The organism is Rhodanobacter sp. AS-Z3 (genome assembly GCF_029224025.1).
Lineage (GTDB): Bacteria > Pseudomonadota > Gammaproteobacteria > Xanthomonadales > Rhodanobacteraceae > Rhodanobacter.
In genome coordinates this window covers 2739122-2757855 of sequence record NZ_CP119392.1, presented here as the reverse complement: position 1 = coordinate 2757855, position 18734 = coordinate 2739122, and the positions used below count along the sequence as shown (strand labels likewise).

At 61.6% G+C, this 18734-nt stretch carries 15 protein-coding genes and 4 tRNA genes; 13 read left to right on the top strand and 6 right to left on the bottom strand.

What is annotated here, in order from left to right:
• Nucleotides 1–226 precede the first annotated feature (226 nt).
• From PY254_RS12245 to dnaQ, 3 genes are read left to right on the top strand one after another with little or no spacing between them, the layout of a single operon-like run.
• Entirely contained in the window at nucleotides 227–913 is a 687-nt protein-coding gene (locus PY254_RS12245) for a class I SAM-dependent methyltransferase (protein ID WP_281012322.1), read from the top strand.
• 27 nt (nucleotides 914–940) lie between these two features.
• The gene (gene rnhA / locus PY254_RS12240; protein ID WP_281012321.1) at nucleotides 941–1384 is read left to right on the top strand and encodes a ribonuclease HI; all 444 of its coding nucleotides are present in this window, start codon (nucleotides 941–943) and stop codon (nucleotides 1382–1384) included.
• Nucleotides 1381–2085: a DNA polymerase III subunit epsilon gene (gene dnaQ, locus PY254_RS12235; protein WP_281012320.1), complete on the top strand. Its 705-nt coding sequence runs from the start codon at nucleotides 1381–1383 to the stop codon at nucleotides 2083–2085. Before rnhA ends, dnaQ begins: the two co-directional genes overlap by 4 nt.
• A gap of 405 nt (nucleotides 2086–2490) precedes the next feature.
• Here dnaQ and PY254_RS12230 read toward each other — a convergent pair.
• A tRNA-Ser gene (locus PY254_RS12230) sits at nucleotides 2491–2580 on the bottom strand.
• A 112-nt stretch (nucleotides 2581–2692) separates the two neighbouring features.
• On the opposite strand from PY254_RS12230, the gene PY254_RS12225 reads away from it, so the two are divergent.
• Nucleotides 2693–3394 carry a PP2C family protein-serine/threonine phosphatase gene (locus PY254_RS12225; protein ID WP_281012319.1) on the top strand — a complete coding sequence of 234 codons (702 nt, stop codon included), beginning with the start codon at nucleotides 2693–2695 and terminating at the stop codon, nucleotides 3392–3394.
• 117 nt (nucleotides 3395–3511) lie between these two features.
• Here PY254_RS12225 and ppsA read toward each other — a convergent pair whose 3' ends face one another.
• The gene (gene ppsA / locus PY254_RS12220) at nucleotides 3512–5884 is read right to left on the bottom strand and encodes a phosphoenolpyruvate synthase (RefSeq protein ID WP_281012318.1); all 2373 of its coding nucleotides are present in this window, start codon (nucleotides 5882–5884) and stop codon (nucleotides 3512–3514) included.
• A 297-nt stretch (nucleotides 5885–6181) separates the two neighbouring features.
• Between ppsA and PY254_RS12215 the strand changes: the two genes are divergently transcribed.
• Both PY254_RS12215 and PY254_RS12210 read left to right on the top strand, forming a co-directional pair.
• Nucleotides 6182–6997, top strand: coding sequence for a posphoenolpyruvate synthetase regulatory kinase/phosphorylase PpsR (locus PY254_RS12215; RefSeq protein ID WP_281012317.1), 816 nt, complete (start codon nucleotides 6182–6184; stop codon nucleotides 6995–6997).
• Between the two features lie 28 nt (nucleotides 6998–7025).
• Nucleotides 7026–7487 (top strand): DUF1249 domain-containing protein, encoded by a 462-nt coding sequence (locus PY254_RS12210; RefSeq protein WP_281012316.1) that lies wholly within the window; start codon nucleotides 7026–7028, stop codon nucleotides 7485–7487.
• A 65-nt stretch (nucleotides 7488–7552) separates the two neighbouring features.
• Here the strand turns inward: PY254_RS12210 and PY254_RS12205 are convergent.
• The 3 genes from PY254_RS12205 to PY254_RS12195 all read right to left on the bottom strand — a co-directional run bounded on the left by PY254_RS12205 (nucleotide 7553) and on the right by PY254_RS12195 (nucleotide 7826).
• Nucleotides 7553–7629 (bottom strand) — tRNA-Asp (locus PY254_RS12205).
• Between the two features lie 36 nt (nucleotides 7630–7665).
• Nucleotides 7666–7741 (bottom strand) — tRNA-Glu (locus PY254_RS12200).
• A 9-nt stretch (nucleotides 7742–7750) separates the two neighbouring features.
• Nucleotides 7751–7826: transfer RNA gene (locus PY254_RS12195), tRNA-Ala, on the bottom strand.
• A gap of 171 nt (nucleotides 7827–7997) precedes the next feature.
• On the opposite strand from PY254_RS12195, the gene PY254_RS12190 reads away from it, so the two are divergent.
• The 5 genes from PY254_RS12190 to PY254_RS12170 all read left to right on the top strand — a co-directional run bounded on the left by PY254_RS12190 (nucleotide 7998) and on the right by PY254_RS12170 (nucleotide 13028).
• Nucleotides 7998–9746 (top strand): cation:proton antiporter, encoded by a 1749-nt coding sequence (locus tag PY254_RS12190; protein WP_281012314.1) that lies wholly within the window; start codon nucleotides 7998–8000, stop codon nucleotides 9744–9746.
• Nucleotides 9747–9938: 192 nt separating this feature from the next.
• The gene (locus tag PY254_RS12185) at nucleotides 9939–10688 is read left to right on the top strand and encodes an FKBP-type peptidyl-prolyl cis-trans isomerase N-terminal domain-containing protein (protein WP_281012313.1); all 750 of its coding nucleotides are present in this window, start codon (nucleotides 9939–9941) and stop codon (nucleotides 10686–10688) included.
• A gap of 167 nt (nucleotides 10689–10855) precedes the next feature.
• Complete coding sequence (locus PY254_RS12180; protein ID WP_281012312.1) at nucleotides 10856–12199, top strand: UDP-glucose dehydrogenase family protein; 1344 nt, start codon at nucleotides 10856–10858, stop codon at nucleotides 12197–12199.
• A complete protein-coding gene (locus tag PY254_RS12175; RefSeq protein ID WP_281012311.1) occupies nucleotides 12196–12420 on the top strand; it encodes a SlyX family protein in 225 nt (74 codons plus the stop codon). Before PY254_RS12180 ends, PY254_RS12175 begins: the two co-directional genes overlap by 4 nt.
• A gap of 38 nt (nucleotides 12421–12458) precedes the next feature.
• Entirely contained in the window at nucleotides 12459–13028 is a 570-nt protein-coding gene (locus PY254_RS12170; protein ID WP_281012310.1) for a DUF2058 domain-containing protein, read from the top strand.
• A 66-nt stretch (nucleotides 13029–13094) separates the two neighbouring features.
• On the opposite strand, the gene PY254_RS12165 is transcribed toward PY254_RS12170, so the two are convergent.
• Entirely contained in the window at nucleotides 13095–15176 is a 2082-nt protein-coding gene (locus tag PY254_RS12165) for a 3-hydroxyacyl-CoA dehydrogenase NAD-binding domain-containing protein (RefSeq protein WP_281012309.1), read from the bottom strand.
• Nucleotides 15177–15485: 309 nt separating this feature from the next.
• Between PY254_RS12165 and PY254_RS12160 the strand changes: the two genes are divergently transcribed.
• Both PY254_RS12160 and PY254_RS12155 read left to right on the top strand, forming a co-directional pair.
• Entirely contained in the window at nucleotides 15486–15980 is a 495-nt protein-coding gene (locus PY254_RS12160; RefSeq protein ID WP_281012308.1) for a Ycf46 family AAA ATPase, read from the top strand.
• Between the two features lie 13 nt (nucleotides 15981–15993).
• Nucleotides 15994–18564 carry a putative bifunctional diguanylate cyclase/phosphodiesterase gene (locus tag PY254_RS12155; protein WP_281012307.1) on the top strand — a complete coding sequence of 857 codons (2571 nt, stop codon included), beginning with the start codon at nucleotides 15994–15996 and terminating at the stop codon, nucleotides 18562–18564.
• Nucleotides 18565–18734 lie beyond the last annotated feature (170 nt).

The following is an 18734-nucleotide window of genomic DNA, read 5'->3' as shown; positions in this document are numbered from 1 at the left end:
GGTCTCCACCTTTGGTGGAGCGCCTTCGGTGGAACGACAGACGCTGCCATCCCGGCGCGCATGGGCGGTCGACTATAAAGGGGTGAGGCGGTTGGCTCGTTAGCAGAACGTTAACTCGCGTTCCGGGCGTTCAGTTGCGTGTGACCGTTCCATTTGCGCGGTGATCTGTGGAGCCCGAGCCGCAGCCGTTACAATCTGCCCAGCGATCGAGACCGGACCGGTTTTCATGCAACAACGCGGTGACGAGGTCTATTCCAGTGCGCCCATGCTCCGCTTGCTGGACGAGCAACTCCGGGTATTGACGCCCGGACTGCAGCGCTGTGCCGGTACGCATGGTCTGGTACTGGACGCCTCTTGCTGTCGAGTGCCGCCGGCGCTGCCGCTGTTGGGTTGCTGGACCTCGCTGGCCTTGCGAAACCCCCATTACGAAGGTGACGTGCAGGCATCGGCAAGCGAGCCGTTGCCGTTCGTGGACGATGCGTTTGAGTTGGTGCTGGTGCGACATGCACTTGAAGTAGCGCCGCATGCTGCAGACTTGTTGGGTGAGCTTGTTCGCGTGCTTGCGCCTGGCGGTACCTTGGTGGTGACCGGGGTGCATCCGCTGGGTGGCTGGTCGGCATGGGTCCACTTGCGGACACAGGGCAAGTCGCCGTCGTTGCAGTTGCCGTGGCGGCTACGGCTTCAGCTTGAGCGCAACGGCATGCTGATCGAACAAATTCAGCGGATAGGCAGCATTTGGCCGCACGCTGCCGACACCAGAAGCAACCCTGCCAGCCCGCTGGGTGGTGGCTATGTGCTGGTGGCGCGCAAACGCAGGCAGTCACTGCCCTTGGTGCGCTTGCGACCACTGCCGGGGCGGGTGCCTGCCAATGGCCAGTTGTCGCCCAGCGTGCGCCGCAATTCAATCTCCTGATTTCTTCTATGGAAAAGACGACAGACAATGAGTGACGTGGAAGCATTTACCGATGGTGCCTGTCTCGGCAATCCCGGGCCAGGCGGTTGGGCCGCACTGCTGCGTGCGAAGGGTAGTGAACGCATGGTCGCCGGTGGCGATCCCGCCACGACCAACAACCGGATGGAGTTGATGGCGGCGATCGGCGCGCTGGAAGCCCTGACGCGCCCTTGTCAGGTCCTACTGACCACCGACTCGCGTTACGTAATGCAGGGCATCGAGCAGTGGATGCCCAAATGGCGCGCCAACGGCTGGCGTACCGCGGACAAGAAGCCGGTGAAGAACCAGGACCTGTGGCAGCGTTTGTCCGACGCCGTCGGTACGCATCAGGTGCGCTGGAAGTGGGTGAAAGGGCACAGCGGTCACGCCGAGAACGAGCGGGTCGATCAGGCGGCGCGCGAGCAGGCTGAAGCCTTGAGGGGCGTGGCATGAGGCAGATCATTCTCGACACCGAGACCACCGGTCTTGAGGTTCGCCAGGGACATCGTCTGGTGGAAATTGCCTGTGTTGAAATGGTCGAGCGCCGGCTCACCGGACGGCACTACCAGACCTACCTCAATCCGGATCGCGCAATCGACGAAGGTGCGCGGCTGGTTACCGGTATCGAAGATGAGTTCCTGCTCGACAAGCCACGCTTTCCCGAAGTGGTGGAAGAATTTCTTGCCTTCATCGACGGCGCGGAACTGGTCATCCACAACGCCAGTTTCGACATCGGCTTTCTGGATGCCGAATTGGCGAGACTGGATCGTGGCGTTGGCCGGATCAGCGACCGCTGCACCGTGCTGGATACGCTGGCCATGGCGCGCGAGCGCTACCCCGGCCAGCGCAACAGTCTGGACGCTTTGTGCAAAAGGCTCGGCGTGGATAACTCCCGTCGCGACCTGCACGGTGGCTTGATCGACGCCCAGTTGCTGGCAGACGTCTATCTGGCGATGACCTCGGGCCAGGTGGCGTTTGATCTGGGTTTCGATGCCGTTGGGGAACAAGGCGATGTGGTGGTGGCGGCTCCGCTTGAGCTACGGGTACGACCGCGCGTGCTGGCTGCTTCGCCGGAAGAGCTGGCTTTGCATGAGCAACGGTTGGATGTGCTGGACAAGGCGGCGGGTGGGGTTAGTGTTTGGCGGGGGGCGTGATTGTTCGACCCAGGGTCGAGCCCTCTCGTTCCGCTGCGGAGCTAAGTTCCGGCTGTCCAGCACGCTCCCGATGAATTTTTCGACGACGTAGGCGGGATGCCGTAGTCGCACTTCGGCGCAGCCGATGGCCCGAAGGGCGAGGCACAGGATGTGCCGAGTAACCCAAGGGGTTCTCACCCAGTCGTCACCGCCAGAAAAGCAAAACGCGAGCGACGGATGGAGTGTGGTAAGGCGCTGGTGGGATTGTTCGGCCCTTCCTTGGGCCGAACCCCTTCGCTGCGCTGCGGGGCCAGCCATTCGGCTGTCCAAATTTGTTCCTGACAAATTTGTCGAACCCGGGTGGGTTCTCACCCAGCTATCACCGCCAAAAAAGCAAAACGCCCCACGTGGGGGCGTTTTGCTTTTTGGCGGAGAGGGTGGGATTCGAACCCACGGTTGGCTTTCACCAACGCCTGATTTCGAGTCAGGTACATTCGACCACTCTGCCACCTCTCCGGTGCATTTGCATGGTGGCTCATGCGAGCCGGGAATCATACGCGAGCGAACTTGCCGTGACAACAACCGTGTCTTGCGGCATGCTTCCAGCGCTAGCTCTCATTGAATCCCCATGATCGAATTCGGACACGGAACGCACGTCGGCCTGCGCCGCACGCGCAACGAGGACACCTATTACGCCGATGCTTCGCTGGGTCTGTTCCTGGTGGCCGACGGCATGGGTGGCCACCAGCACGGTGAAGTCGCCTCGGCGTTCGTGCGTGATGAGGTCGTGCGTTTGGTCAAGGCAGGCCACAGCCTGGTCGAGGCCGTTCGCGGTGCAGCTGAAGGCCTTCTGGTGCATGCCCGCGACAGCCGCGACATCCTGCCCATGGGTACCACCATTGCGGCACTGCGCGTGGTGGGCGACAGCCACGAAGTGGCTTGGGTGGGCGACAGCCGGGTATACCAATGGAAGCAGGATTTGCGGCAGGTCAGTCATGACCATTCCTTGGTGCAGGCGCTGGTCGAGGCTGGACAGCTCGACCCCGCGCTGGCCTCTCAGCATCCGCAACGTAATGTGCTGACTCAGGCGTTGGGCGTCACGGCGACCGAACATCTGCACATCGGCATGGCGCGGGGGCGACTGGAAGCAGGTACCGGTTTTCTGTTGTGCAGTGACGGTCTGACCGAAGGTGTCGACGATGCAGCCATCGCCCGCACCATGGCTCGCACCGATCTGGCGGTGCAGGAGTGCGTGGACCAGATGCTGCTGGCCGCACTGGACAGCGGCGGTGATGACAATGTCACCGTGTTGATTGTGCGCGCGCGCTGATTGTTCTGTGGCTTGCGCGCGCCTGACCGCAGGTGTCAGAAAACACAAGGGCCGGATTGATCCGGCCCTTGTGTGGTACGCGTGACGGTAGCCGTCAACGGATCACTTGCAACTCGATCAGCTTGCCTTTTTCTTGGCTAGCTTCAGCCAGGTGTCGACCACGGTATCGGGGTTCAACGACAGCGACTCGATGCCCTGTTCCATCAGCCATTCCGCCAGGTCCGGATGGTCACTCGGGCCCTGGCCGCAGATGCCGATGTACTTGCCCTTGGCGCGTGCGGTCTGAATTGCCATCGACAGCAGCTTCTTCACCGCCGGGTTGCGCTCATCGAACAGGTTGGCAACGATGCTGGAGTCGCGGTCCAGGCCCAGGGTGAGCTGGGTCAGGTCGTTGGAGCCGATCGAGAAGCCGTCGAAGATGTCGAGGAACTCGTCGGCGAGCAGGGCATTCGACGGCACTTCGCACATCATGATGACCTTGAGCTCGTGCTCGCCTTGCTTGAGGCCATTCTTGGCCAGCACGTCGATCACCTTGTGGCCTTCTTCCAGCGTGCGCACGAACGGGATCATCACCCAGACATTGCTGAGGCCCATCACTTCGCGCACGCGCTTGACCGCCTTGCACTCCAGCCCGAAGGCTTCGGCGAAACTTGGGTCGACATAGCGGCTGGCGCCACGGAAACCGATCATCGGGTTTTCTTCGTGCGGCTCGTAACGCGAGCCGCCAAGCAGACCGGCGTATTCGTTCGACTTGAAATCGGACAGACGCACGATCACCGGCTTCGGGTAGACCGAGGCGGCAATCGTGGAAATGCCTTCGACCAGACGGTCGACATAGAACTCGACCGGGCCTGGGTAACCGGCGATACGCTCGTCGATCTTTGCCTTGGTCTCGGCATCCTGCTTGTTGTATTCCAGCAGTGCCTTGGGATGCACGCCGATGTGGCTGGCGATGATCATTTCCAGACGCGCCAGGCCGATGCCGGCGTTCGGCAGCATGCCGAAGTCGAACGCGCGCTCGGGGTTGGCCACGTTCATCATGATTTTCAGCGGTGCTTCGGGCATGTCGCCCAGATCGGCGGTGATCCGCTCGAATTTCAGGATGCCTTCGTAGATCGTGCCGGTATCGCCTTCGGCGCAGGACACGGTGACGTCGGCACCATCGGGGATCAATTCCAGTGCGTTGCCGGTGCCGACTACCGCCGGTACGCCCAGCTCACGCGCAATGATCGCCGCATGGCAAGTACGACCGCCACGGTTGGTGACGATTGCCGAGGCGCGCTTCATCACGGGCTCCCAGTCGGGATCGGTCATGTCGGCAATCAGCACGTCACCGGCCTGCACCTTGTTCATGTCCGACAGCGAACGGATCACGCGCGCCTTGCCGGCGCCGATCTTCTGACCGATCGAGCGTCCTTCGGCCAGCACCTTGCCTTTTTCGCTGAGGTGGAAGCGCTCGAGCTGGGTGGCGTGCGAGCGCGACTTCACGGTTTCCGGGCGCGCCTGCACGATATAGATCTTGCCGGTGTTGCCGTCTTTCGCCCACTCGATATCCATCGGGCGGTCGTAATGCTTTTCGATGATCAGCGACTGACGAGCGAGTTCCTGCACGTCCTCGTCGTTGATGCAGAACTTGTGGCGCAGTTCAGCCGGGGTGTCTTCGGTCCTGACCCGCTCGCCCGGTGCGCTGGAATAGACCATGCGCAACTGCTTGGCGCCGAGATTGCGCCGCAGCACCGCCGGCTTGCCTTCGCGCAGCGTGGGCTTGAACACGTAGAACTCGTCCGGATTCACCGCGCCCTGCACGACCATTTCGCCCAGACCATACGAGCCGGTGACGAACACCACATCGCGGAAGCCCGATTCGGTGTCCAGCGTGAACAGCACGCCGGAGGCGCCCACGTCCGAGCGCACCATCAACTGCACGCCAGCGGAGAGGAACACATCGTCGTGCTTGAAGCCCTGGTGCACGCGGTAGGAAATGGCGCGGTCGTTGTACAGCGAGGCGAACACTTCCTTCACTTTGTGCAGCACGTCGTCGATGCCGACCACGTTGAGGAAGGTTTCCTGCTGACCGGCGAACGAGGCGTCGGGCAGATCTTCAGCAGTGGCCGAAGAACGCACGGCGACCGCGATGTCGTCCGAACCCGCGTCCTTGCACAGCTTGATGTAGGCGTCGCGGATCGCCTGTTCCAGCTCGGCGGGCAGGGCGGTATCGACGATCCAGCCGCGAATTTCCTTGCCGGCAGCCACCAGCGTATCGACGTCGTCGACATCGAGGTGCTCCAGCCGATCCTGGATGCGCTTGGCCAGGCCGCTTTTTTCCAGATACTGCTGGAAAGCGCCGGCGGTGGTCGCAAAACCGCCGGGCACGGAGACGCCCAATTTCGCCAGGTTGCCGATCATCTCGCCGAGCGAGGCATTCTTGCCGCCCACTTTGCCCAGGTCAGTCATGCGCAGTTGGTCGAGCCACAGCACCAGATCGTTCAAGGGTGTCTCCTTTTGGGGAATCGTTGCGAATAGTGGAATGTACGCGACATGCAGGCGTGAAGCGGCTTGCAAGGAACTGGTATTGTCCGCTGCGAATGGTGCGGAGCACAAGAAGACCATTGCACGCCGATGCCATTCCAACCCGATACCAGTCAGCTGGCAGTCGATTTTCAGCGTCAGGTCGCACGCCGCCGTTGGTGGATTTGGCACTGGGGTGTCATGCACACCGGGACGGCAGGCTGGCCGCAGCAACCTGCTATGGTGCGGCCAAGTACGAACCGCCATCAAGGTCAAGGTATGCAGCGAACGGTATTCTTCATCTCCGACTCCACCGGCATTACGGCAGAGACCATCGGCAACAGCATCTTGGCGCAATTCGAGGGTGTGAAGTTCGACAAGCACCGGTTGCCGTTCACCGACAATGCGCACAAGGCGGAAGTGGCTGCCTTGCGCATCAAGACGAATTACGCGCAGACGGGCCAGCGACCGATTGTGGTCAACACCATGGCCGAACGCGCGCTTTGCGAGATTGTCGCCACCAGCGGCGCCTTGATGATGGACGTGTTCGCGCCATTCATTGGCCCGTTGGAAGACGAATTGGCCACCAAGCGTTCGGGTGCGGTCAATCGTTCGCACGGCATGGTTGATTTCGACAAATACGAGGCGCGCATCAACGCGACCAATTACGCGCTGTCGCATGATGATGGGATCGACGTGGATTATGCCGAGGCCGATCTGATCCTGGTGGGCGTATCGCGCTCGGGCAAGACACCGACCTGCCTGTACATGGCCTTGCATTACGGCGTCAGTGCCGCCAACTATCCGCTGACCGACGAAGACCTGGAGAAGCTGGAGTTGCCGGCACGCCTGCGGCCCTACAAGGATCGACTCTACGGACTGACCATCGATCCAGTCCGTTTGGCACAGATCCGGGAACAGCGTCGCGCCGGCAGTCGCTATGCCACGCTCAAGCAGTGCCGCTGGGAGCTGGAGCAGGCAGATCGCCTGATGCGGCAATCGAACATCCCCAGTCTCAACACCACCCATGTGTCGATCGAGGAAATTGCCAGCAAGATTTTCGATCGCTTTGGCATTGAACGCACCATGTTCTAGACCACCAACCGGAGTTTGCACGCCAGCCATGAGTGCGGTACTGGACAATCGCCACAGCCTGTTGCCGGGACGCTTCGAGTTCCTGATGGGCCTGTATGCGGAGAATTACCATCGCCTGTCCCGGCTGTTCCAGCCGCAGCAATTGGCACCGGGCCGCTATGTTTCCAATGTCGACGATGGTCTCAACGTGCACCTGCATGTGCAGGAATGTCATCCGTACACGCTGGAGCTGGAGCTCACCTACGATTTTGTCGATGTCGACACCGGCCAGCGCGCGCCGTCGGCGCAGTTGCGCATGTATACCGACGCCCATGTGGCCGAGGCCCTGCATTGCCATCCCGGTCGGCATCTTTGGCAGGTGCTGGGTCCGTTCTCACCCGCGCATACGGTGTTCCAGCATCGTCTGCGCATGAACCGCTTCCTCTCGCGATGGCTGGAATACCTTGCCGAGCAGGGGCATTCCGCAGGGACTTTGCAGCGCGAGGATTGAGCCGTACGGGGTTTTCTTGCCGCACAACAAAAAGCCCGCGCTAGGCGGGCTTCTTGCTTGAATAGTGGCGGAGTGGACGGGACTCGAACCCGCGACCTCCGGCGTGACAGGCCAGCATTCTAACCAACTGAACTACCACTCCGCATTTTGTTGCATCTTCCAGCTTTGCGAGCCAACTTGGCGTCCCCACGGGGATTCGAACCCCGGTGTCCACCGTGAAAGGGTGGTGTCCTAGGCCTCTAGACGATGGGGACAATTCAAATTGGTGGAGCCAGGCGGGATCGAACCGCCGACCTCCTGCATGCCATGCAGGCGCTCTCCCAGCTGAGCTATGGCCCCGCCGCTGGAAGCCGCAAAGAATAGGTGCGAGCCGTATATCCGTCAAGCTTTTTTTCACACTTTCGATCAGCGTGGGTTTGATCTCCAACCACTCGTTCAGCCAACAGGCGAGTGAGCAGTGTCCTTCGTTTAAGCTGGAACGATCCACAGGGTTTCAAGCAGAGTTGGTGAATGCACGAAATTGGCTTCATTCGTGATCTTGCTGTCGTCATGATCGTGGCGGGCGCCACCACGATCGTGTTCCAGCGGCTGCGCCAGCCGGTGCTGCTGGGATACATCCTGGCTGGCGTGCTGATTGGTCCGCATACGCCTGGCGAGTTGGTGGGCGACCCGCGTGCCATCGACGACATTTCCAATCTTGGCGTGGTGCTGTTGATGTTCACGCTGGGCCTGGAATTCAGCGTGCGCAAGTTGCGCGAGGTGGGTATCGGCGTACTTGTGGTGGCGGTGGCCGAAGTCGGATTCATGTTGTGGATTGGTTATGGCATTGGCGGCATGTTCGGCTGGTCCGGCAAGGACGCGCTGTTCCTCGGCGCGATCATTTCGTTGTCCTCGACGATGGTGGCGACTCGAACCCTCGCCGAGTCCGGTCAGCGCGAGCAGAAGTTTGCACAACTGGTCGTTGGCCTGCTGGTGGCCGAGGACCTGTTGGCCATCGTGATGCTGACCCTGCTCGCGGCGGTGTCGATGGGCGGCTCCGTGCAGGCTGAGACGGCGTTCGCGCTGATCGGTCATCTGGGTTTGTTCGTGATTGTCGGGATGATCCTGGGGCTGCTGCTGTTGCCGCGATTGGTTGATTATGTGGCGGGCTTCGGGCGCGACGAGACCTTGCTGGTCAGTGTGCTCGGCATCTGCTTCGGCGCCAGCCTGTTCGCCGCGTGGATGGGTTTCAGCGTGGCGCTGGGTGCGTTCCTGGCCGGCGCCGTGGTGGCCGAGTCACGTAGCGTCGGGCGTGTACTGCGTCTGGTGGAGCCGTTGCGCGACATGTTTGCCGCGTTGTTCTTCGTGGCGATCGGCTTGAAGATTGATCCGGCCATGTTGCTCCAGTACGCGCTGCCTGCATTGGTCATTGCCATGGTGGTCATCGCCGGCAAGACGTTGGCCTGCAGCCTGGGCATCTTCGTGGTGGGTCACGACAGCCGCACGGCATTGCGTTCGGGTCTGGGCATGGCGCAGATCGGCGAGTTCTCGTTCGTCATTGCCACGCTGGGTCTGTCATTGGGGGTGATCAGTGACTTCATCTACCCGATTGCCGTGGCGGTGTCGGTGCTGTGCATGGCGGCAACGCCGTATCTGAATCGCTCCGCCGACGGCGTGGGGAACGCGGTGAGACGAGTGACCCCGCAGTCGCTGCGCCTGTTGGCGAGCAGCTACAGCGGCTGGCTGGAAAACCTCAAGCCGGTCAACGAAAACGCTGCCATTGCGGCGATCTTTCGGCGACTGCTTTGGCATATCGGCATCAATGTGTTGTTGGTGGTGGCCTTGTTCATCATTGGCGCCTACATCAATGCGAACAACTGGAGCTGGTTCTCGATGTTGGGCATCGACCGGGAACTGCGGCACACGCTTATCTGGGCCTGTGCGCTGTTCCTGTCGTTGCCCATGCTGGTCGCGGTGTACCGCAAGGCCGAAGCACTTGGCATGGTGCTGGCCGAGTTGGGCATTCGCGAACGGTTTGCCGGCGCGTATACGCAGGCGATCCGCAATGTGCTGGCGCGGGTCATTCCGCTGGTCACGTTGCTGGCGCTGGCCCTGCTGGTCAGCGCGCTCAGTTCGGCCATTCTGCCGCCGCGAGGGGTCGCCTTGGCGCTGGTGGTCGTGGTGGTGCTGGTTGCGGTGGTGCTGTGGCGCGGCTTCGTAAGAATGCATGCGCGCTTGCAGGCGGCCTTGAAGGAGACTCTCGAAAAGCCGGCCCCCTGAGTTCGCGCAGGCGCTTGACTGGCAGACTTGTGCGCTCGCCGGAGGGTGCGGCGGGCTGAACCTTTTCCGCAAATGACGGTCTCATCGCCAGATCGTTGCCAAGATCCGACAAGCACCGCACAATGCGTGGCCTGCCTCCACCGGGAGGCGCGGCCGGCAAAACCGGCATATCCATACTTGAGGGAGTTACGAATGAAGCACTTTCTGCGTCCCACGCTGACGGCGGTTGCGATGGCCGTTGCGTTGGGCATGACGGCCAGCGTTGCCGCCCAGACCGCTGGCGCGGCTGCACCTGTCGACAAGGCCAAGGCCAGCTACGTGGTGGGTTGGGAGATTGCTTCCCAGGTTCCGCCGATCATGCGTGACGAGCTGGACCCGAACGCGGTCGCCAATGCGGTGAAGGCAGCCCTGTCCGGTCAGAAGCCGACCATGAGCGACGCTGAAGCCAAACAGGTGCATGACGCGTTCATGGCCAAGATCCAGGCCAAGTATCAGGCCGAGATGACCAAGCTGGCGGCCAAGAACAAGGCTGAAGGCGATGCCTTCCTGGCCAAGAACAAGACGGCGCCGGGCGTGAAGACCACGGCATCGGGCCTGCAGTACCAGGTGATCAGCCAGGGCAGCGGTGCTCGCCCGGGTCCGAACGATACCGTCGAGATCAACTACACCGGCACCTTCATCAATGGTCAGGTGTTCGACGCATCGGCCAAGCACAACCCGCCGGGCGCAGCCAAGATTCCGCTGGCTGGCGTGATTCCGGGCTTTCGCGAAGGTCTGCAGTTGATGCAGGTGGGTGGTCATTACAAGTTCTTCATTCCGTCAACGCTGGCCTACGGTGCCGAGCCGCAGCCGCCGATGCCGCCGAATGCCACGTTGATCTTTGACGTGACCCTGGTTTCGACCGGCCCGACGCCGGCAGGCGCCGCTCCGGGCGGTCACTGATCGTTTCAGAGTCATTGCCAGGGTAGAAACCTGGCAAGTGTGTCTCGAAAGGGCGCGAAGCGATTCGCGCCCTTTCGCGTCTCCATCGCCTGCGACCACAGGGCCGAACCAATCCGGCGGGCGGTTAGAATGGGCGTCCAACGTTTGCGGAAATCGTCACGACGATGATGAATGTCACTATTTTCGGCACCGGCTATGTCGGGCTGGTTACCGGTGCCTGCCTGGCGGAAATGGGCAACAAGGTTGTGTGTGTCGATATCGACGCGAGCAAGGTGGAGCGCCTTGAGCACGGTGAAATCCCTATCTTCGAGCCGGGGCTACAGGCCATCGTGCAGCGCAACCATGCCGCTGGACGGCTGAATTTCACCACCGAGGCGGCACCGGCCATCGCGCACGGGGAGCTGATCTTCATTGCCGTGGGTACGCCGCCGGATGAGGATGGCAGCGCCGATCTGCAGTACGTGGAAGCGGTAGCGCGAACCATCGGGCAACACCTTGAGCGCTACACCGTGGTGGTGAACAAATCGACCGTGCCGGTAGGTACCGCTGACCGCGTTCGCAAGGTGGTGTCGGACGAATTGGTTATCCGCAAAGTGGCCCTGGAATTCGACGTGGTATCCAATCCCGAATTTCTGAAGGAAGGCGCTGCGGTGGATGACTGCATGCGACCGGACCGGATCGTGGTGGGTACGTCCAGCGCACGCGCGGTGGCGGTTCTGCGCAAGTTGTACGCGCCATTCAATCGCAACCACGATCGCATGGTGGTGATGGATGAGCGTTCGGCCGAGCTGACCAAGTACGCGGCGAACGCGATGCTGGCGACCAAGATCAGCTTCATGAACGAGATCGCGAATATTGCCGAGCGGGTCGGTGCCGACGTGGAACTGGTGCGTCAGGGTATCGGTTCGGACCCGCGAATTGGCTATCACTTCATCTACCCGGGTGCGGGCTACGGCGGCTCCTGTTTTCCCAAAGACGTGCAGGCGCTGGAACATACCGCGCACGCACATGGTTACGAAGCGCACCTGCTCGGTGCGGTTGAGGCGGTCAATCGGCAGCAGAAGGGCAAATTGTTCGAGCTTGTTTCGCGCCATTTCCACGGTCAGCTGGCCGGCCGCACGATTGCTTTGTGGGGCTTGGCGTTCAAGCCGAACACCGACGACATGCGTGAAGCCTCCAGTCGACGTCTGATGGAACTGCTGTGGGATGCGGGCGCCAAGGTGCGCGCGTTTGATCCCGAAGCGCAGCACGAGACACAGCGACTGTACGGTGATCGCAGCGACCTGTTGTTGTGTGATGACGCGATGAGTGCACTGCAGGGTGCCGACGTGCTGGTTGTGGTGACAGAGTGGAAGGCCTTTCGCAGCCCGGACTTCGCTGCCATTCGTGCGGCGTTGAACGAGCCGGCCCTTTTCGATGGTCGCAATCTGTACGATCCGACCGTGGTGGAAGAGGCGGGCTTGGCCTATTACGGCATTGGACGCGGGCGCAGCCTGCAGGTGCCGCTATGAGCCGTCCCAGTGACACCGTCGAGCACCGTCTCGACGAGATGGAGGTCAAGCTGACCTTCATTGATGAGGCGGTGCAGGCATTGACTACGGCGGATGCCGACCAGTCGCAGCGCATCGCTGCGCTGGAGCGCGCCTTGCGTGACCTGCGCGGCGAAATGGCCTCGATGCGTGTCGCACAGGGCAGCGATGCTCACGACGAACCGCCGCCGCCGCATTATTGATTCGAAGCTTTCCCGTCCACCGAAAATGGAACACCCGCATGGCCGATTCCCTGCGCGATCAGCTGCTCAAGAGCGGCATCGTCAAACAGGTTCAACCCGAGCGCTCGCGCGAGCCGAAGCGTGCACCTGCGCCGAAGTTGGGCAAACCCGCTCGGCATGGTGGAAAACCACAGCCGCCGTCAGCGGCGGGTCGCAGCCAGGAGGAAATTGATCTGGCCAAGGCCTATGCTTTGCGCGCACAAACCGAGGCACGCGAACGCAAGCAGGTCGAACAGGAAGCGGCAGAGCAGGCCCGGCTGCGCCGTGAGCGCAAGCAGAACATCCAGAAGCTGCTCGACGGCAAGGCGCTGAACAAGGCCGATGCCGACCAGCCACGCAATTTCGAATTCGGCGGCAAGATCAGGCGGATTCACGTGGATGCCGCGCAGCTAGCCGCGCTCAATGCCGGCGAACTGGGAGTGGTCCAGCAAGCGGGTCGCTACCTGCTGGTGACGCGAGAAATTGCCGAGCAGGTTCGCGCCATTGATGCGCAGCAGGTGGCCTTGCTGGTTGATCCGAATGCTGTCGCCGTAGGCGACGATGGCGTGCCGGACGATCTTATGTGGTGATGGCGGAATGAATAAATGAAGAGGCCCGGCATGCCGGGCCTCTTCATTTCCACCGTTCGCGCAGGGTCAGTCGTCCGAAGCGGCCGGCAGTTCGAGGCCACTTGCAGCCAGCACCGGATTATCCCAACCGTTCTTCGGCTTGAAGCGCTCGCCGTGGCGCTGCGCCAGTTCGTCGAGTTTTGCCCTCAGCTTGTCGATACCTTCGCTGCGTGCGTACTGAATCGGGCCGCCGCGGAATGGCGCGAAGCCGGTGCCGAAGATCACGCCGGCATCGAGCAGGTCGGCGTCATCGACCACACCATCAGCCAGACAGGCGATCGCCTCGTTGACCATCGGCAGGATCATCCGGTCAGCAATGTCAGGCGGGGTCACATAATCCTCGGGGACGGTCGGCTTTTGCGGTTTGCCGTCCTGCCAGACATACAAGCCCTGGCCATCTTTTTTGCCGCGCTTGCCGGCCGCCAGCTTGTCGTCGAGTCCCGGCGGAAGCTCCAGACCCAGGAACGGTGCCAGTTCACGACCCACGGACGCGCATACGTCAAGTCCGACGGTGTCGGCCAGCTCGATCGGACCCATCGGCATGCCGAATTTCTTTGCCTCGCGATCCAGTACCGGTCCCGGCACACCTTCGCTGTACATGCGCAACGCTTCCAGCAAATAAGGCATCAGGATGCGATTGACCAGAAAGCCCGGCGTGCCCTTGACCGCCACCGGCAACTTGCCGATCGCCTTGCAGAACGCCAGCGCGCGTTTCTCGATCAGTGGATCGAGTTGGTCGTGCCGTACCACCTCCACCAAGGGCATCTGCGCCACCGGATTGAAGAAGTGCAAGCCAAGGAAGCGCTGGGGTGCCGCGAGGTTCTTGCGCAGTTCATCCAGCGGAATGCTGGAGGTGTTGCTGGCGAGAATCTGGTTGTTCTGGAACTGTGGCTCAATGGTCGCGTAAAGCGCCTCTTTCGCCTCGGCGTTCTCGTAAATCGCCTCGATAGCAAGATCGGCTTTTGCCACGCCGCTGCCGCTGACGTCGGCGCGTAACCGCAGCATGGCGGCCTCGATCTTGTCCGGCGCTTTCAACTTCTTTTCGTAGAGTGCGCGAGCGCGGTCCAGCGCGGGCTGGATGTATTTCATCTCGCGATCCTGCAGGGTCACATCGAACCCCTTGAGCGCGGCCCAGGCGGCAATATCGCCACCCATCACGCCAGCGCCAACCACGTGCACGTGCTTGATCTGCGGGTCGACGCCTGCGCCCTGGCTCTTGAGGCGTTCCTGCAGAAAGAAGATCCGGATCAGGTTTTGCGCGGTGGGCGTCTGCGCCAGCTTGGCTACCGAGCGCGCTTCGATCTTCAAACGCTGGTTGATGCTGGAGCCACCACACTTCCACACATCGATCATTGCGAACGGCGCCGGGTAATGAGCCTTGCGAACCTTGGCGGCGGTCTGCTTCAGCACCATCGGTGCAAGTACTTGCCGCGCCAGCCAGGTATTGCTGGCCCAGGCCTTGGCACGGCGGGCAAACGGACGGGCAGGGGCGTGGCGCAGCAACACACGCGCCTCTGTCAGCAGGTCTTCCGGGCGGGCCAGTCGGTCGACCACGCCCAGGCTCAGCGCGCGTTTGGCTGACAGGGACTTTCCGGTCAGCATCAGCGGCAGCGCCTCGGTGGCGCCGATCAGACGCGGCAGGCGTGCGGTGCCGCCCCAGCCGGGGTGAATGCCGAGCATGACTTCAGGCAGCGCGATGCGGGTCTTTTCGTCGTCCGCCGCGATGCGCTGGCGGCAGGCGAGGATCAACTCGGCGCCGCCGCCCATGCAGGCACCGTGCACGGCAGCCACCGTCGGACAGGGCAGGCGCGCCAGTGCCTCATAGACGCGCTGGCCATGCTCGATGTTCTCCAACACAGCATCGTGTTTGGCGTACTCGACGAATTCCTTGATGTCGGCGCCCACCGCAAACCCTGACGGCTTGGCCGAAGTGATGATCACGCCCGCAGGCTTGTTGATGGACAAGCGCTCGATGATCTGTTCCAGTTCGTCCAGCACGGCACGGGAGATCGCGTTGACGCTGCTGTTGGCGCGATCCAGGGTCAGCGTGACAACACCATCGTCACCTTCGCTGGTTTTCCAGTGGTTGAAGCGCAATCCTTCGAACATAGAGGAGACACGGGTGATGGAGGAGGCCTGAACCATACCGTCCTGAGGCGATGATTGCGAGATGTGACGCATCTGCTTGACCGCGCGTTGCCAGCGGTGTGAAATCGGGTGAAAGTCGGCCAATCCGATTGTGCTGCCGTGCCGGACCAGTGGCTGCGGTGCGCAGGTGGAGGGCGCGGCTGACCCGATACTCGCCGTGTACCCATGGCACTTCAATCAGGTGCAGCAGTTGATGAACTGGTGCATGTTCGTGGTCCCGGCAGTCCTGCGCGGGCTGTTCTTTCGTTTTCACCGCCGCACGGGAATCCAATGAATGCAACGATGACTTCCGAACCTGTGCAAGCCGGTAACCAGATTCTTGAGCGCATCATTGCTGCTTCAAGTGGCTTGGTGGTGCTGGACAGCAAGGACGTTCCCGCGCTGGTCGAACAGATTCGGGCGGTTGCCCGGCATAGCGGTCAGGCGGTTTATCTGTGGCAGCCTGATACCGGCTTGATCAGTCTGCGTGATGCGCATGTGCGCGTTCCCGACTGTCAGCGTTTGGGCAATGCGCTGCGCTACATGAAGCAAAGCATGCATTTCGGCGTGTATTTTCTGCTCGGGCTGGAATTGCCGCTGTCTGCGATGGATGCCACCTTGTTGCGCCAGTTGGCCCGTGCGCCCAAGGGGCATTTGCGTCGGGTGGTGTTGATTGATGTTCCAAGCACCCTGATCGAGCATCTGGGCGAGTTGGCCATGCGGGTGGATAGCGAGGACAGTCAGCCGCGACGCCTGCGTCTGCGCGACGGTCGCTGGCTGGTTTGAGAACGAGTCCGAAATGAATTCAGGCATTCTGGTTGTCGCTGCCGAGCGTGAATTGCGCCGCAGCCTGTTCGATGCACTCGACCAGGCAGGTTATCCGCAGATATACAGCGCCCGTGATGTGCCACACGCAGCGATCTTGCTGGAGGGACGTCCGTTATCGTCGCCCCTGCAATTGATGGTGCTGGTGGTGGCCGGCGATGCGAAACAGGCACGCCATGCGTGTGAGCAAATGCGTGATTTTCCAGGGGCTGACGACGCGCCGTTGATCGTTGTGCTGGCCGACGAGGCCAGTGTCAGCCCTGCCGATCTTCCGCACGGGGTTACCGATTGGCTGTCTGCATGGAATGTTTCCGAGGAGCTGATTCCCCGTTGGCAGCGGTCGTTGACCAAGATGGGGTTGGGGCTTCCGGCGCCAGCCAGGGCAGTGGTAGCTGCAAGCCCGTCAGATGATTACCGCTTCATTTTCGAGGAAGGTGAGGCCGAGTGGCTGATTGCTGATCTGCAGAGCCATCGTCTGCTCGAGGTCAGCCCTGCCGTGGCTCGGCATGCGCGCGTGCCCGTCGAGCAATGGGAGGGCCTGCCGTTGGGCGAGGTACTGCACTTCGAGGGCATTGCGATCAGCGAAGTGTTGGCCGAGGCCAGTCGCCACTGGTATCCGTGTCAGCGCAAGTCAGCGCAGGGGGCGGATATCGGCCAGGCCAGTGCCCGACGCATTCGGCATGCCGGCGCTGACGCGCTGGCGCTGCTTTTTCGCACGGATCGCGCTGACCTGCGCGCCGAGGCGGCACTGTCGCTGCTGTCGCGCATCTTTGCTTCGACCAGCGGGGTGGATGCGCAGATAGCGGCAGGTCGCCTGCTGCTCGACGAACTCGGGCTGGACTATCTGGCCGTCTGGTCGGCACGTCGCGAGGGCGCAGATGCGCCTAGCCGAATATTGCAGTTGTGGAGCGGTGAAGAAGTGGCCTGGCCAACGGCGCAATTGCAGACGTCGCTGCAACACGTGCTTGCCGGCAAGCCGATTCTGCTTCGCGCCGATGCGAAGCGCCTGGCGCCAGCCGATCCCTTGCTGCAGCAGCTTGAACTGGCTGGCTTTGCCGGCCTGCCGTTGTACGACGAACGTCACGGCGTGCTGGGTGCGATGCTTGCGGGCAGCCGCAGTGGTTTCGGCGAGATGAGCATTATCGAACCGGTATTGCGTTGCGCCGCGGCGCGCTTTGCGCAGCTGCTGGAACTGGGGCGCACACGGGAACAGGGTCGTGCCGAAGGTTTAGTGGATGCGTTGACCGGCTTGCCAAACCGGCTGCTGTTCAACGACCGGCTGGAAACGATCATCCGCGAAGCCTCCCGGAACAGCGAGTGCTTTGCCGTGCTGTTTGTCGATCTGGACTGTTTCAAGGCGATCAACGACACCTACGGACATGCGGCGGGTGATCAGGTGCTGCGGATGGTGACCCAGCGACTATGCGGAAGTATCCGTGCGTCCGATACGGTGGCGCGTTACGCCGGTGATGAATTCATCGTCGTGCTTCGTCACATCGTCAAGAATGATGACGTGACGCGTGTGGCCGAAAAAATCATGCAAGTCATGGAATCACCGTTGTATCTGGATGACGACGTTGAGTTGCAGGTCACCGCTTCGATGGGGCTGAGTTTCTTTCCGGATGACGCCAACGATGCCGCAACCTTGCTCAAGCATGCGGACGAAGCGATGTATGCGGCCAAGCATCAGGGGCGCAATACGTTCAAGATTTACGAGGTGAGCCCGGAGTACGCGCAACAGCATGGCATGGCGTTGAAGACGCGCTTGCGCCATGCCGAAAGCAATGGAGAGTTGCGGGTGGTCTACCAGCCGCAGGTCAACACTGAAACCGAGGACATCGTCGGCATGGAAGCGCTGGTGCGCTGGGAACATCCCGAGCTGGGCATGATCAGTCCGGCGGTATTCATCCCGCTGGCCGAGGAAAGCGGCCTGATCGTGTCGATCGGTGAATGGGTTTTGCGAACCGCCTGTCGCCAGGCAAAAGAATGGGATCAGCGCTACGGGTTGCGGTTGCGGCTGGGTGTGAACCTGTCCGCCGTGCAGTTGATGGAGCCGCTGCTGCTCGATACGGTGGCTGCGGCATTGCGTGATACCGGGCTGGACCCGACCTTGCTGGAGCTGGAGGTAACCGAAAGCATCAGCATCAAGGCTGCGCCCTATCTGATCGAAAACCTGAATGCCCTGCATCGGCTGGGCTGTCATATCGCCATCGACGATTTCGGTACCGGTGCGGCGTCGCTGGATTACCTGCGCCGGCTTCCCGCCGACCGAATCAAGATCGACCAGAGTTTCGTGCGCAATATTGGTGTGGACCCCGATGACGAGGCGATCGTGCGCGCCACCATCGACATGGCGCACCGCTTGAAACGGTCGGTGATTGCCGAAGGTGTCGAGATTGAACAGCACCTGCAGTTCTTGCGCGACCATGACTGCGATGAGTTGCAGGGCTATCTGTTCTGCCGCCCGTTGCAGCCGGTCAGCTTTGACAATCTGCTGGCCGAGCGGCAACGTCTGCGTGAGGGCCGCGCGGCCGAGCTGGCTTGAGCACGTTGCAGCCGCCCCCATAACTGAGCATGGCTCGTGATGGGGCCGGGTGGCTCCCCTGCCTGACAACAACCCGCCAACAGGCGGTGCATTAAGCTGGGGCAATACCCTGTTCACGTTGAACTACGGCGCCAGACAATGGTCTGATCGCCGCGTTCAGTTCACAACAA